The sequence below is a fragment of the Rothia sp. HMSC064D08 genome (genome assembly GCF_001809525.1).
In the GTDB taxonomy this organism is placed as follows: Bacteria; Actinomycetota; Actinomycetes; order Actinomycetales; family Micrococcaceae; genus Rothia; species Rothia dentocariosa.
This window is the reverse complement of record NZ_KV797900.1, coordinates 240,914-254,998: the sequence shown is the minus strand read 5'-3', so window position 1 is coordinate 254,998 and position 14,085 is coordinate 240,914. Positions and strand designations below refer to the sequence as shown.

Here is a 14,085-nt window from a genome sequence, read left to right as displayed (position 1 = left end):
TCCAAAAGTTTGAGATAGCACAAGAGAGCGCCTCGTCATGGGCGAGGCGCTCGTAGCGTATTTACTAGTGACGCTCAGTATTTTTAGTTTTAGAACCGCCTTGACCGTAGCCAGCACTCTTGAGAAGCAACCCAGCCACTAGACCCAGCACGATAATGCCAGCACCAACAAAGACGATAACGGGCTGAGCCAGATCATACGCAACAGCACCAACAAGTACCCCGGTCGTCATGATGGCGATCATAACCCACGATGCTACGGTGCTACCGTGATTTGCATACGGGCGTTCAGGAACAATAACAACTTTCTCTTCCGTCACGAAAACTCCTCATGTGTGTGCACAGATACGCGAATAATGCGTACAGACGTCCTTTCTTCGATTTTAGGTCATGACCTCGTCTTCTGTGAATTTGCTGGTGAGAATCGTACAAATATTTAGACGAGCAATGTTGTACAACTCGCAGTGTTTGAAGCCTCTTTCACTATTTAAAAACTATTTTTCTACGGTAGGGTCTTCTCCCCTGCTCAGCAGATCCCATGCATCCATATTGTCGACCTCACCAGGAGCTTCTTGCAGGTTACGCACTGTGCGGTCATATTTACGCCCACCTTGCCAGTGTCGAGCCACCACAAGAGTCCAAAGTCCCACGCACATAATAAGAAAACCTGATATGCATGAAATCCACGGCCAAACAGTCACAGCATACGTACCTGTAGACGCCACGGTTCCCGTTACCTTGCTGGTCTCAGTTACAACCGCACCTGCGGGATTCATCACCACCGACAGCGCAGAAAAAATAATACCCACCCCAGATCCTAAACTTACCAATGCGATAACATACCGCAAAAGCTGAGGGGCTATGCGCGCCGCTAAAGGAGCTGCTAAAGCTACCATCGCCAGTGCGCTTACTGCGGGCGCCGCTCGAGACCCAGTAATGTCAAGATTTTGTTCCCCCAAGACCCCGTTCACATGCGCTTGGACCCAAGGAAAAAGCGTCGTGCTAAAGGCAAGGGCAGCCACAGCAAGCCCTGTTAAAAGCACTAGTCCAGGTGCTTGTAGTCTCGCAGGTTTCGAGTGTAAGTTTTCATCCGCCGTACTAAAAGCCGTAGCAGTACTCGTTGTCTCATGGTTATTTGATTGATTCAAAGACGAAGACTTATGCCGCTGTGTATTCATGGGATTATGCCCTCCCGCAGGTTCTTAATCTACTGTGGTAATGCGTTTTGTCTGCAGAGGTTTCAGGCCCGATGCCGTCAATACAGCACGGAGCGGAGCAGCTGACTTATTTACGGTCTCTTCAGTCTCGCACTCCGGGTTGGAGTCCATCACAATACCGGCTCCAGCCTGTACATAAGCTTTTGTTCCCTTGAGAACAGCAGTACGAATTGCAATAGCCATATCCATGTTCCCAGCAAAATCAAAATATCCGCAGACACCCCCATAAACCCCACGGCGGGTCGGCTCATACTCGTCGATAAGCTGCATGGCCCGCGGTTTGGGAGCCCCCGAGAGAGTCCCCGCCGGAAAAGCAACGCGAAGTACATCGTAAGCACTGAATTGAGGGTCAAGTTCAGCACTCACTGAGGAAGAAATATGCATGATATGGCTAAACCGCTCAATCACCATGAACTCATCAACAGAGACCGTTCCAGGCTTTGCAATTCGAGACAGATCATTACGCGCCAAATCAACCAGCATCAAATGCTCAGAGCGCTCTTTTTGATCGGCAAGAAGCTCTTCAGCAAGAGCTATATCCTGTTCACGAGTTGCACCGCGAGGCCGGGAACCAGCGATAGGATGCGAAGTCGCACGACCCTCCTTGAGGGTCACCAAGGCTTCTGGGGAAGAACCAACAATTTGGAAAGGAATACCCTCAGCATCCTCAAAGTTAAAGAGGTACATGTAGGGTGAAGGGTTAGATTGACGAAGGATGCGATAGACGTCAAGCGCATCCGCGCCAGTTTCAATTTCAAAACGACGTGAGATCACGATCTGAAAGACGTCGCCATCAATAATATTTTTCTTACACCGATCAATTGCGTCTTGATAGCCTTGCACTGACCAGGTTTGAATAACCTCACGATGAATTCGATCATTTACCTCAGAAACGCCGGTTAAAACCGATGCCGTTTCAGAGGCACCCTGTTCTAGCTGCTGCAGCATACGGTGCAGACGTTCGACCGCATCGACGTATGCATCATCCACATTTTCATTGGTACCGTTGAAGTTAATGGCATTTGCGATCAAGAGCACTGTACCGTCAGTATTATCATGGATTGCCATGTCAGAAACCATGTTCAAGGCAAATTCTGGGAGATTCACATCATCAGCTGGCGGATACGGCAGGTTCTCCCAGCGGCGTACTACGTCCCAGCCCAAGTAACCTACCAACCCCGATGTTAACGGTGGAAGGCCAGGAACCGGTTCAGTATGAAGCATACGAAGGGTTTGATCGATAGCTCCAACGGGGTCGCCTTCTGTTGGGGCTCCCGCCGGAGTTTGCCCTTGCCAATATATCTTGCCGTCTCGTGTGGTCAGGGTTGAACGAGAAGAAGCGCCGATAAAAGAATACCGGTCCCAAGCTGCCGATTCCCCCTCGGTCGCGATCTTAGCCGATTCAAGCAAAAAAGTTCCAGGATCAGCGGCACCATCATGTAGAACCAGCGAACGATAAATACCAATGGGTGTGAGCGAGTCTGCAAGAATTTTGATGCACACCGGAATAACTCGGTGAGTCACCGCGCGTTCCCGGAATTCTTCAAGAGAGGGTGAGATAATGCCCAAATCCTGCATAGGACTAATCCTTCGTGCTCGATTGCTGATGCCCAAACTGTTGCCTGGGGCTCTCGTATTAGTGTACAAGTTCCACCACATCTAACAGTGGTTTGAACAAACAGCGCGAAGTATCAGAATTGACACTTCGCGCTGTTAATTAGCTCAGTCGTTTGAGAGTCGCTGCGGTTTGCAAAGCTGCCGCCGTTGCCTCATAGCCTTTGTCTTCAGAGGAACCAGGAAGTCCGGCACGGTCTAGAGCTTGTTGTTCATTATCGCAGGTGAGTACCCCGAAACCGACCGGGCGACCAGTCAGCACGGAAACATCGGTCAGACCACTCGTAGCGCCCTGACATACGAAGTCAAAGTGAGGAGTTCCACCGCGAATAACAACGCCGAGAGCAACAATCGCATCGTATTTTTCGGCAAGACGGGTTGCTGCAACAGGTAGTTCAAAAGTCCCCGGAACACGCACAATAGTCGGCTCCAGCCCCGCATCAGCAGCGGCGCGCTGCGCCCCATCGAGTAACCCTTCCATGACCTGAGTGTGCCAGCTTGCCGCGACAATAGCTAGTTTGAATCCAGTGTAGTCCTCAGGATTGAGAGTGGTATCTGCTGCTCCTGCGCCGCTCATATTTCTTAACTCCTTGGTGTCGTTGGTTTATATCGCAAAGTCGTCCTCTGACCACACAGCAAGCTGTTATCAGCCAGAAGAACTATAATACTAGGCGCCATGGAGCCTATGCCCCATGCGCCGACGTTTTGTTTCAAGGTATTTGACGTTCTCAGCGCGCGCCGGAATTTCGTCAGGAATTACCTCATGTACTTCAAGCCCCAGCTCGGTCAGCGCGTCAACCTTTGCTGGATTATTTGTGATAAGTCGCAGTTTATGAACCCCGAGTTCTTGCAGAATAAGTGCCGCCTGTGTGTAATCACGCATATCTTCGTCTAAGCCAAGCGCTAAATTTGCGTCTAGGGTATCAAGGCCAGCGTCTTGAAGTGCATAGGCTCGCAGCTTATTTACAAGCCCAATACCTCGCCCTTCATGATTGCGAACATAGAGCATCCAACCACCATAACGCGAGAGAATTTTTAACCCATTCTCAAGCTGCTGACCACAGTCGCATCGGAAGGAGCCCAGAATATCTCCAGTAGCACATTCGGAGTGGATTCGCACTGCGGGAATCTGAGCTTCTCCCGAAAATGCAATAGGGTTCCCTTGGGTGTCTAAAGCACGAATGCTCATATGCTCAGCACCATCGGCAAACCGCCAAGCACGTACCCCAAAGTTTCCATGGGGTGTAGGAACAATAACCTCAACGGTCGATTCCACCAGTTGCGGGCTGGGATGAGGCACTAAGTCTAAAGGCGAAGCTGTGTACCGGTGGGCAAATCTCTCAGCAAGATCGCGTTTCTCGAATTCGAGCTCTGAGGGTATGTGCTTGTGCTGAGTGCTCTGCTTTTCTGGGGTATCACTCATGCTCGTTCCTTCACATACTGAATAAGGTTTTCGATCGAAATCATGGGGAGGCTGTGCGCAGCTGCAAAAGAGCGCAATGCTTCAAAGCGCATCATGCTTCCATCATCATGAACAAGCTCGGCAATAACGCCTACGCCCGAAAGACCGGCCGCACGGGTAAGTTCTACGGCCGCTTCGGTATGCCCAGCACGTTCCAATACCCCACCAGCTACAGCACGCAAGGGAAATATATGCCCCGGACGGCTCAAATCTTCAGGAACCGCCGAGCTATCCGCAAGAACTCTCGCTGTACAAGCCCGATCGGCAGCACTAATACCTGTTGTGGTTCCTACACGCGCATCGCAAGAAACCGTATATGCAGTACCTTTAGGATCTTCATTGTGCGCGGTCATCGGCGGCAAGTTCATGCTGTCTGCGCGTTCGTGACTCATTGGAGCACATATCACTCCGGAAGTATAGCGGATAGTAAATCCCATGAGTTCTTCTGTAGCATATTCAGCCGCAAAAATTATATCTCCCTCATTTTCACGGTTTTCATCATCCACTACAACTACAGCTCGACCGGCGGAGATAGCCTCAATGGCCTCCTGAATAGAATCCAGCTCTTGTGCAACTACGGAAGTTTCATGGAAATCTACATTTCTCATTTCCATCAACCGGGCTACATATTTAGCGAGTGCGTCTGTTTCAAGATTGACAGTGTCTCCTACGGTAAGCTGCCCTAGATTAGTTGCGCTAAGAGTTTCAGGAATCAAACCGACTTCAAACCAAGGAGCGCTCTCAGCAGAGGCAGAAACTGCTGTTACTGTCAGCGATACGCCAGAGACGGCAATAGAACCCTTCTCAACCAGATACGGAGCAAGTTCTTGAGGAATGGAAAAACGAATAGTGCACCACGCATCATGTTCAGTTATTGATGTAACCGTCGCGATACCATCTACGTGTCCCTGGACTACGTGTCCGTCAAACCTTCCGTTGGCAGGCATGCACCGTTCAAGGTTAACGATCGATCCTTGAGTTAGTGTGCCTAAATTGGTCCGAGTGAGCGTCTCCCCCATGGCATAAGCGCGAAATTGCTGCGGTTCAATGCTATCCTCATCGACGGCAGTTAGACATACACCGTTGACAGCTAGGGATCCTCCATGATCCAAGTCAGAGACAATATCACCAGCGTTAATAGTGATATATGCAGCTCCGGTCGAAGTCCCTTGAGCGTCATAGACTGGTTGGACGGACTCAACGGTACCTAGCGCACCAATAATTCCTGTAAACATGTGTGTCTTCTCCTCTGTGGCAGCTGCACCGGGATGGAATTCAGATGCCGCTACGATACTTGCACTATAACTATAAAGATGAGTCTTTTATTCCCCGAAATATCGTGCAGGTGCATACCGGAACGATCTCAAAGATGATGTTCCCTTTCCTACACTTTGTTTCCAGGAATTATGCATAAACTTTTGTAGTTTTTATTCTCGTGATTCTGGAAAATATTTGTGCGTGAAACGTGGAAGTACACGACGAATACCCGGTGTATTTTTTGCAGTGCTACGGGGGCTTGGTATCAGGTGCGTTGCGGTGTCTTCGCCTAAGACCCGGACTGATGGAAACATCCCAAGATCATCAAGCTGCAGACGAGGGGCATTTTCCAACGTGTTGGTAATAAGTCGGTACATTGCACTTTTACCGTGCCCCATGAGTATAGGAGCGCGGTACCAAACAAGTTCGTCAAGAAGATCTTCCCCGGTAAATAGGCCAACCATTCCCGGTCCTCCCTCAATCATGAGGTGTCGCACCCCACGACTGTAAAGTTCGTCAAGAAGGACTCGGGGCTCATGAGTGTAAACCTGCATGTAATTTTCTGGGTCTCTTGTACCTAGACCACACACTTTATAGGTGCTTGGTATATCTGTTTCTCCCATGACAACCCGTAAAGGCTGTTTCTTGTAGCGTTGCCCTGAGATATCACGGGCATCTAGTGAGGGATTATCAAGGAGTGTAGTGCGGGTTCCGATCATCACGGCGTCTGCGCGTTTTCGGATGAGATGCCCATCAGCACGTGCTTGTGAACCAGTTATCCATTTACTGGTGCCGTCTGCTGCCGCGATAAAACCGTCAAGAGTTGAAGCAGATTTAACGGTAATAAATGGTCGTTTTTCTGCGACCGAAATAAACCATCGTTCATTTAGCGCGTACGAGTCCTCAGCAAATTCTCGCATATACGTTGTTACAATTCCGTGAGAGCGTAAATATTCTGCTCCGCCAGAAGCCTGAGCGCTCCTATCTGGATATGCATAAAAGACCTGAGAAATTCCAGCTTCTTTGATAGCATGCGAGCATGGACCGGTTTTGCCTGTATGATTGCAGGGCTCTAGCGAAACATACATTTTTGCATCGCTCATATCCGTGCCAGCCGCGCGGGCTTGAGCTAGGGCATCAGCTTCAGCATGAGGTGTTCCTGCCCCGCGATGCCATCCAACATGCAGTACTTGACCGGTGGAGTTTGTAATAATTGCCCCCACAAGTGGATTAGCCCCTCGTATACCCTGACGAGCGGCTTTTAAAGCTAAACGCATAGCACAATCATCGGTCAATGCCCCTTCAGGGATCTTCATGGTTACCGAAGCAGGTATTCCTTGAAGATGTCCGTACTCCGCAGCAGAATAGTCAAGGTCATTTACGGGCGTATACATCTCAGGACCTAGATACGTTGTCATGATTTGCTCGATTCCACGTCAACAGTAATATCTGGAAATTGCGTTTGAACTCGGGTTTTTTCTTCACGGTTCCGAGTACTCCACCATACGAAGAATCCCACGAGGGTGAAGCATCCATAGAAAACATACATCAGCGATGTGGCATAATAGCCTGCGCTCCAAAGCAGCGGAACACCAACAATATCAACAGCGACCCAAATTAGCCAGAATTCTACCCATCCTCGCGCCATTCCATAGGTCGCTAAAAGCGAGCCAATAAAAATCCAGGCATCTGACCATACAGGCTCATATGATCCGAGAGCGCGAAATATTGGGGTTAACGCTACAGTGCCAAGAATAAGTACAGAGATAATGCCAAGACGTTCCAGCCCGGATGCCCATCGGGGAATTACCGCTGCTCCCTCGGCACGCGTTCCTTGAGCTCTGCAGGACTGCCGCCAACGATACCAGCCCCACACAGAAACAGTTATGAACATAATCTGGCGCCCAGCCTGACCAAGCATATTAATGGGGTTGGGGCTGCCGAAGAAGGCACCCATAAACACGGTAAAAAGCAGCAGATTTCCGGCTATACCGATCGGCCATGCCCAGACTTTACGGCGCATTCCGCCCAAAGCTGAGGCTAAACCGAAAAGGTTACCTAAAACTTCGCGTACAAGAAGAATCTGGTCTCCAAACTGTATTTGTGCGTCGAAGAGCCACCGCAGAACGCTCACTGTTCCTCCCTTTCATCGTCATTGCGGCGACTCCGGGGAGAACAAAATGCATTGATTCCAGCAATTGTTGGAACATTAGATGACGGTTTCGAATATATACCGTGACCGCATCCCGTGCTTTCTGCTCGTGCTGCCTACCATCCAGACTGTACTGTCGGTACCGGAGTTTCACCGGTTCGGCCGTAAGCATCACAATAACTGATACGCACGGTTCGCGGACTGTCACCGCCGGTTCGGAATTTCACCGACCCCGGAGCACGATTACGGGTCAATTATGGCATACCACGCATGATCGCCAAAAGCAGGTCTTGAGGAAGGCACCAGCACTATCACAGTATGGGCTAAAGATATGTCAATTTCTTTACCCTTAATTTTGTGATTTAGACATTACGTACCCTCAAATAGAATTTACTGTTCTCCTTGCCTGTTTATATTGAAAAATATAAACTTTTCAACCACATATGAGGTTTAACATACAATTTAATGATATTCATCCTGGGGTATCAGATATTTTAATACTTGACACTTAAAAAATACTCATACTACCGCAAAAACACGCTACAAAGGGTTGAATACTTGAAATTTATAGGAAATTATTTTTAGAATACTCTTCGTTCACGCTTCCTTTGAGAAGCATGATCTGCAGTGCATTTTTAAGAATCGAAAAATATTCTTCGCATTTTTAAATCATGCACAACACATATCACTCTCACATACACAACTAAATAAAATTGCAGGTAAACATGAAACTTTTTAACCGGCAAAAGTCTGTTTCAAAGACCCTAGCAGCCGTTGGCGCTATGGTGCTGGCTTTAGGGACTATAAGCCCGGCAGTAGCTCATGAAAATACTTCTGATGCTTCTGCTACAGCTCAAATTCCCGCTCGCGAGGAAATGAATACTCCAATGGGTGCAGGTGAGCGAGCTCGCCTTGCAGAGTCGCAATCCTCAACTCTTGGCAAGATCTCCCCTAATGCCACTTCCATGTGGACTCCCACAGGTGGGACCCTTGGTATGGACGTTTCTTCATACCAAGGAAACGTAGACTGGAACCGTGCATATAATATGGGCTCCCGTTTTGCATACACAAAAGCAACAGAGGGTAACTATTACACTAACCCTTACTTTGCTCAGCAATACAACGGTTCCGCACAGTCGGGCATGATTCGTGGTGCCTATCATTTTGCCAACCCACGCTCCACCTCTGGAGCTGAACAGGCACGCTATTTCGTCAGACATGGCGGTGGATGGAGTAACGACGGAATTACAATGCCCGGCCTACTCGATATTGAATACAACCCATATCCGAGTCTTGGCAACACCTGCTACAACATGAGCAGTGCCGGTCTCACTCGGTGGATTCGTGATTTCATGGAGACCTACCGCAGCCTCACCGGTCGATATCCTATGATTTATACCGCTAATTACTGGTGGAGGCAATGCGTAGGCGCAACAGAGTTCGGTAACCGCCTCCTGCATCTGGCAAATTACAACTACTATCCCGGTCCTATGCCAGCCGGATGGGGTAATTACGATATCTGGCAGTTCTCTTCTGAAGGACCTTTCGTTGGAGACTCGAATTTCTTCCCAGGTACGGTTCACGATTTACGTGCACTAGCCACCAACGCGGGGGCAAAGAACCGTTCATGGCATCCTCAACCCGCGCCCCGAGTAGAAACGGCTCCTAAGACCCGGTTCCGAGATGTTCCGCAGAGCTCGCCTTTCTATAAAGAAATTGAATGGTTAGCCAACGAGAAAATTACTACCGGTTGGCCGGATGGCACTTTCCGACCGGACGCAGGTGTAGAACGCGCTGCGATGGCAGCTTATTTCTACCGTATGGCTGGCTCTCCCCCGGTTAATCTTCCAGCACGTTCACCTTTCCGCGATGTAGCGCCTCAAGACCAGTTCTATCGCGAAATTGTCTGGATGCATCAGCAAGGTATCGCTACCGGTTGGGCTGATGGCACCTTCCGTCCGCACGATAGTGTCAACCGCGATGCGATGGCAGCTTTCTTCTACCGTTTTGCGGGGAAGCCAGCGGTGCCCGCAGGCCGTAATTTCTCAGATGTTGGAGCAAATAATCAATTCTATCGAGAAATTATGTGGCTTAAAGGTACTGGTATCGCTACCGGTTGGGCTGATGGCACCTTCCGTCCTTGGCAACCTGTTGAACGGGGCGCAATGGCAGCGTTTATCTACCGCTATAAGCACAAGTAAAATAGTCGCTTCTCATTAATAATCAGGGAGGATTCCCCACAAAACTGTGGGGAATCCTCCCTTTATTATTACCCGTGGTATTTTCAGATATGACAGTTGCGTTAAGTATGCATACCTCACTGTTTTTCGTGGCTTCAGCTGTACACAGATACGAAAAGGGTCTTCTCAGGTAATTCCTGAGAAGACCCCAATGCAGTATTATGCAGAGTTACTCAACAGAACGGAACGCGACGACTGCGTTATGTCCACCAAAGCCGAAGGAATTCGAGATACCAACAATCTCTCCTTCAGGAAGCTCCCGTGCCTGTGTCACAATGTCAAGATCAATCTGCGGATCTTGGTTTTCCAGATTAATAGTAGCCGGAGCTTTGCGGTTGTAAATCGCCAATACGGTAAGCACTGCTTCAAGGGCTCCTGCACCACCCAAAAGATGCCCCGTCATAGACTTGGTTGCAGAAACAGCAATATTCTTTGTATGCTCACCGAAAGTAGCATGCATAGCAGTTGCTTCCGGTAGATCCCCCGCAGGAGTTGAAGTTGCGTGTGCGTTAATATGCACAACTGTAGCAGGATCAATATCCCCATCTTTGAGTGCTTCACGCAGAGCTCGTGTGGCTCCTAGAGCATCAGGATCGGGAGCGGTTATATGGAAGGCATCAGCAGAGACACCGGTACCTGCTAGCTCGGCATAGACTCGCGCTCCACGGGCTCGGGCATGCTCCTCTGACTCAAGAATCATAGCCGCAGCGCCTTCACCCATCACAAATCCGTCACGATCCATATCATAAGGGCGTGAGGCTTTTTCGGGGTCATCGTTACGCGATGACAACGCCTGCATACGCGCAAAGGCCGCTAAAGGAAGAGGATGAATTGCTGCTTCGGAACCGCCGACAACAACCACATCTGCTTTACCTGTGCGAATCATATCGACCCCCAGCTCCATAGCTTCCGTTGAAGAAGCACAGGCAGATACGACAGTTTGAGCAGCGGCGCGCGCTTTCAGGTTCATCGACACAGCGGCTGCGTTGCCGTTAGGCATTAACATGGGAACTGTCATGGGAAGAACCCTTCGAGGTCCTTTCTCACGCAATGTATCCCATGCATCAAGCAGGGTCCACACACCACCGATACCAGTACCAAATGCTACACCGGTGCGTAAGGGATCAACTTCTTCTGCGGATTCAGCGTCGGAACCCGAAAAACCAGCATCTTCCCAGGCTTCACGAGCAGCGATAAGTGCTAGCTGTCCTGAAGGATCTAAGCGCTTTGCTTCAACTTTGGTGAGTCGTTCTGACTCGTGAGCAGGCTCTACGAGGCGCCCAGCGATGTAAACAGGCAGACTGTATTCTTCTACCCAGGGCTCATCAATTTTAGTGATACCCGAGACGCCTTTAAGCGCATTTGCCCAGGTGGTGGGGACGTCGCCGCCAATAGGAGTGGTTGCGCCGAGACCGGTCACCAACACTTTTCGAGACATCTTCACACTTTCTTGGTTATATCGGTGGAGGGTGAAACTAGACAGGTGGGCGCGGTTACTTGCCCGCGCCCACCGTCGGCAGCCTAATTTAGGCTGTTTTTGCGATAAAGTCTACTGCGTCACCAACAGTCTTGAGGTTCTTGACCTCTTCGTCTGGAATAGTAACTTCGAACTTTTCCTCAGCGTTCACTACGATAGTCATCATCGAGATAGAGTCAATATCGAGGTCTTCGGTGAAGGACTTATCCAGCTGAACATCTTCAACTTCAACACCGGTCTCTTCGTTTACAATCTCAGCAAGACCTGCGAGGATCTCTTCTTTGTTAGCCATGAAGGGCTCCTTTGTCATAGAAGTGGTAGCACGCTCCTGGTTAAGAGCATGTGCATAATCGAGTTTATCGTGTCTGTGTAAGTATCTCACACAATAACCCCGAGTTTTTCAAATTCGTACTATAAAATCTAGTGTTTGCAGGTACGAATTTGAGCTATTTCATAAAAGGTATATTCAGATACCTTAAGAGTGATCTCGATAACTTACGGAAGAACAACAACCTGTGCCGCATATGCAAGACCGGCCCCAAAACCAATCTGTAGTGCAAATTTTCCAGAAAGTTCAGGCTGTTCCTGCAAAAGACGATGCGCTGCCAAAGGAACGGAGGCGGCAGACGTGTTACCAGCATCAGCAATATCTCGCGCAATAGCGACATTTTCAGGCAATTTCAGGGTTTTTGCCATCTGATCGATAATGCGAGCATTAGCCTGATGCGGAATTAATGCACCCAGCTCATCCGGAGTAATACCTGCCGATTCTAAAGCCTGCTGTGCAACTTTTGCCATTTCCCACACGGCCCAGCGGAAGACTGAAGGTCCATCTTGACGCAGAGTAGGCCAAATCTTTTCGTCTTCCTGCACAGGGTTAGCGACAAAGTCACGGTTACGGATATCGAGGAGGGAATGGGTCATTCCAACAGTCCCCCAACGAGAACCGTCTGACCCCCAAATAGTCGGGGCGATGCCGGGTTCGTCCGATACGCTGACAACAGCCGCACCCGCTCCATCTCCCAATAAGAATGAGATAGAACGTTCCGTATTATCTATAAAATCTGAGAGTTTTTCAACGCCTATCACGAGAACATTCTGCGCCATACCAGAACGAACCATAGCATCTGCCTGAGCTATGCCGTAGCAGAAGCCAGCGCAGGCCGCAGAAATATCGTAAGCAGGACACCGAGACCCAATGGCATCCGCAACCAGAACAGCTAGTGACGGAGTAGCATACGGATGGGAAATTGTTGAGATAATAACGGCATCAATCTGTTCACCCGTCACGTGTGAGTTGGCGAGCGCATCATGAGCTGCTGCGATTGCAAGGTCATTAACGGTTTGGTTTTCGCTAGCTCGATGTCGGGTTGAAATCCCAGTACGCTGCTTAATCCACTCATCAGACGAGTTGATAGCTTCAACGATATCGTTATTATGAACAATCACCTCACCACGGGAAGCCCCATAGCCTAAAATGCGGGAGTAACGATTGTTCTCATATTGTTTGAGGGTAGTCACGTGTTTACTGTTCCTTGAGCTGTTTCTTCGTGGGTCTGATTTGATACGCCTTAAACCTATACACCAAATTTTTCGAGGTCTTCAGGAGCATTAACGGCGGTGAAAGGTACACCACGCATTGCGCGTTTTGCCAATCCGACGAGGGTTCCTGCAGGTGTTACCTCAATAATATCGGTGACTTCGTCTTGCAACATCTGAGCCATACACAGATCCCACCGAACAGGGTTTGTAACCTGCTTGACGAGAGAATCGAGAAATTCCTGTCCGGAAGCAACCACAGAGCCATCGCGATTACTCAAAATTTTGTGCTTTGGATCTTCAACCGTGATCGTGTCTGCAAATTTCTTGAGTGGTTCCACGGCCGGGGCCATAGCTTCTGTGTGAAAGGCACCAGCAACTTTAAGCGGAATAACACGAGTACGCGCCGGTGGATTCTCAGTGAATTTTTCAAGATCGTCAAGTGCGCCTGCTGCAACGATTTGTCCACCGCCATTGGAGTTGGCTGCAACTAGCTGCGCCGCTTTAATTGCTTCACGAACCTCTTCTTCATCGCCGCCCAGGACTGCTGCCATACCGGTTGGGGATGCAGCGGCGGCTTGGGCCATGCCGGTGGCACGAACGCGAATAAAACGCATAGCATCTTCATCGCTAAGAATTCCAGAAAGCGCAGCTGCTGTAATTTCTCCTACGGAGTGCCCTGCGAAAAGTAGATTCTCTGATCCTAGACGAGCAAGCGTTAGACGCCCGGTGACAATACCTGCAGCAACAATCAAAGGCTGTGCAATAGCGGTGTCTTTAATAGCTTCTTCCTCGGCTTCGGTGCCGTAATGGATAAGGTCAAGCTCTGCTGCTTGTGAGAGACGCTCAAGGTGTTCCCGAACTCCAACCATCTCAAGCCAAGGAGTGAGAAAGCCTTTTTTTTGAGATCCTTGACCGGGGCAGACAATAGCGTACATTCTTGACCTTTCAAATAGCTCATGACGCTCTCGCGTATAGTATTCTATCGCTTTATCATCGTACGGAGTAGCTCAAAATGCCACATATTATGATAAACGCTCCAGAGATATTCTACTCATCTTTTGTCCTAGCCGGTATATTCCATAAGCGCCCACCACAGGCTCCGCTGGATATTGGTCTTGATATCTT

General features: G+C 49.4%; 13 protein-coding genes and 1 riboswitch. Of the genes, 1 reads left to right on the top strand and 12 read right to left on the bottom strand.

Features of this window, described 5'->3' with window-relative positions:
* Positions 1-64: 64 nt before the first annotated feature.
* The 8 genes from HMPREF2625_RS07925 to pnuC form a co-directional block, all read right to left on the bottom strand.
* A complete protein-coding gene (locus HMPREF2625_RS07925; protein ID WP_048751642.1) occupies positions 65-319 on the bottom strand; it encodes an HGxxPAAW family protein in 255 nt (84 codons plus the stop codon).
* Positions 320-493: 174 nt separating this feature from the next.
* A complete protein-coding gene (locus tag HMPREF2625_RS07920) occupies positions 494-1,177 on the bottom strand; it encodes a Trp biosynthesis-associated membrane protein (protein ID WP_070523718.1) in 684 nt (227 codons plus the stop codon).
* Between the two features lie 24 nt (positions 1,178-1,201).
* Positions 1,202-2,794: an anthranilate synthase component I gene (locus HMPREF2625_RS07915; protein WP_070523714.1), complete on the bottom strand. Its 1,593-nt coding sequence runs from the start codon at positions 2,792-2,794 to the stop codon at positions 1,202-1,204.
* A 139-nt stretch (positions 2,795-2,933) separates the two neighbouring features.
* Positions 2,934-3,407 (bottom strand): 6,7-dimethyl-8-ribityllumazine synthase, encoded by a 474-nt coding sequence (gene ribH, locus HMPREF2625_RS07910; RefSeq protein WP_048779800.1) that lies wholly within the window; start codon positions 3,405-3,407, stop codon positions 2,934-2,936.
* A gap of 90 nt (positions 3,408-3,497) precedes the next feature.
* Positions 3,498-4,253 carry a GTP cyclohydrolase II gene (locus HMPREF2625_RS07905; protein WP_070523711.1) on the bottom strand — a complete coding sequence of 252 codons (756 nt, stop codon included), beginning with the start codon at positions 4,251-4,253 and terminating at the stop codon, positions 3,498-3,500.
* Positions 4,250-5,527: a 3,4-dihydroxy-2-butanone-4-phosphate synthase gene (gene ribB / locus HMPREF2625_RS07900; RefSeq protein WP_070523706.1), complete on the bottom strand. Its 1,278-nt coding sequence runs from the start codon at positions 5,525-5,527 to the stop codon at positions 4,250-4,252. The genes HMPREF2625_RS07905 and ribB overlap by 4 nt, the downstream gene beginning before the upstream one ends.
* A 192-nt stretch (positions 5,528-5,719) precedes the next feature.
* Complete coding sequence (gene ribD, locus HMPREF2625_RS07895; RefSeq protein WP_070523702.1) at positions 5,720-6,967, bottom strand: bifunctional diaminohydroxyphosphoribosylaminopyrimidine deaminase/5-amino-6-(5-phosphoribosylamino)uracil reductase RibD; 1,248 nt, start codon at positions 6,965-6,967, stop codon at positions 5,720-5,722.
* Positions 6,964-7,683: a nicotinamide riboside transporter PnuC gene (gene pnuC, locus HMPREF2625_RS07890; RefSeq protein WP_070523699.1), complete on the bottom strand. Its 720-nt coding sequence runs from the start codon at positions 7,681-7,683 to the stop codon at positions 6,964-6,966. Before pnuC ends, ribD begins: the two co-directional genes overlap by 4 nt.
* Positions 7,684-7,806: 123 nt before the next feature.
* Positions 7,807-7,946, bottom strand: a riboswitch (FMN riboswitch).
* 480 nt (positions 7,947-8,426) lie between these two features.
* Here pnuC and HMPREF2625_RS07885 point away from each other — a divergent pair.
* The gene (locus HMPREF2625_RS07885; protein WP_070523695.1) at positions 8,427-9,902 is read left to right on the top strand and encodes a GH25 family lysozyme; all 1,476 of its coding nucleotides are present in this window, start codon (positions 8,427-8,429) and stop codon (positions 9,900-9,902) included.
* 208 nt (positions 9,903-10,110) lie between these two features.
* On the opposite strand, the gene fabF is transcribed toward HMPREF2625_RS07885, so the two are convergent.
* The 4 genes from fabF to HMPREF2625_RS07865 form a co-directional block, all read right to left on the bottom strand.
* The gene (gene fabF, locus HMPREF2625_RS07880) at positions 10,111-11,379 is read right to left on the bottom strand and encodes a beta-ketoacyl-ACP synthase II (protein WP_070523692.1); all 1,269 of its coding nucleotides are present in this window, start codon (positions 11,377-11,379) and stop codon (positions 10,111-10,113) included.
* Positions 11,380-11,467: 88 nt separating this feature from the next.
* The gene (locus tag HMPREF2625_RS07875) at positions 11,468-11,710 is read right to left on the bottom strand and encodes an acyl carrier protein (protein ID WP_004004541.1); all 243 of its coding nucleotides are present in this window, start codon (positions 11,708-11,710) and stop codon (positions 11,468-11,470) included.
* A gap of 203 nt (positions 11,711-11,913) precedes the next feature.
* On the bottom strand, positions 11,914-12,939 hold the full coding sequence (locus HMPREF2625_RS07870; protein ID WP_004004540.1) for a beta-ketoacyl-ACP synthase III: 1,026 nt from the start codon (positions 12,937-12,939) through the stop codon (positions 11,914-11,916).
* A gap of 56 nt (positions 12,940-12,995) precedes the next feature.
* Positions 12,996-13,895: an ACP S-malonyltransferase gene (locus HMPREF2625_RS07865; RefSeq protein ID WP_070523690.1), complete on the bottom strand. Its 900-nt coding sequence runs from the start codon at positions 13,893-13,895 to the stop codon at positions 12,996-12,998.
* Positions 13,896-14,085: the final 190 nt, after the last annotated feature.

Excerpts from the sequence above, each read along its gene's own strand:
- ribD (WP_070523702.1), bottom strand. The coding sequence starts at position 6,967 with ATGACAACGTATCTAGGTCCTGAGATGTATACGCCCGTAAATGACCTT.
- ribH (WP_048779800.1), bottom strand. The coding sequence starts at position 3,407 with ATGAGCGGCGCAGGAGCAGCAGATACCACTCTCAATCCTGAGGACTAC.
- HMPREF2625_RS07920 (WP_070523718.1), bottom strand. The coding sequence starts at position 1,177 with ATGAATACACAGCGGCATAAGTCTTCGTCTTTGAATCAATCAAATAAC.
- ribB (WP_070523706.1), bottom strand. The coding sequence starts at position 5,527 with ATGTTTACAGGAATTATTGGTGCGCTAGGTACCGTTGAGTCCGTCCAA.
- HMPREF2625_RS07865 (WP_070523690.1), bottom strand. The coding sequence starts at position 13,895 with ATGTACGCTATTGTCTGCCCCGGTCAAGGATCTCAAAAAAAAGGCTTT.
- HMPREF2625_RS07915 (WP_070523714.1), bottom strand. The coding sequence starts at position 2,794 with ATGCAGGATTTGGGCATTATCTCACCCTCTCTTGAAGAATTCCGGGAA.
- HMPREF2625_RS07905 (WP_070523711.1), bottom strand. The coding sequence starts at position 4,253 with ATGAGTGATACCCCAGAAAAGCAGAGCACTCAGCACAAGCACATACCC.
- HMPREF2625_RS07875 (WP_004004541.1), bottom strand. The coding sequence starts at position 11,710 with ATGGCTAACAAAGAAGAGATCCTCGCAGGTCTTGCTGAGATTGTAAAC.
- fabF (WP_070523692.1), bottom strand. The coding sequence starts at position 11,379 with ATGTCTCGAAAAGTGTTGGTGACCGGTCTCGGCGCAACCACTCCTATT.
- HMPREF2625_RS07885 (WP_070523695.1), top strand. The coding sequence starts at position 8,427 with ATGAAACTTTTTAACCGGCAAAAGTCTGTTTCAAAGACCCTAGCAGCC.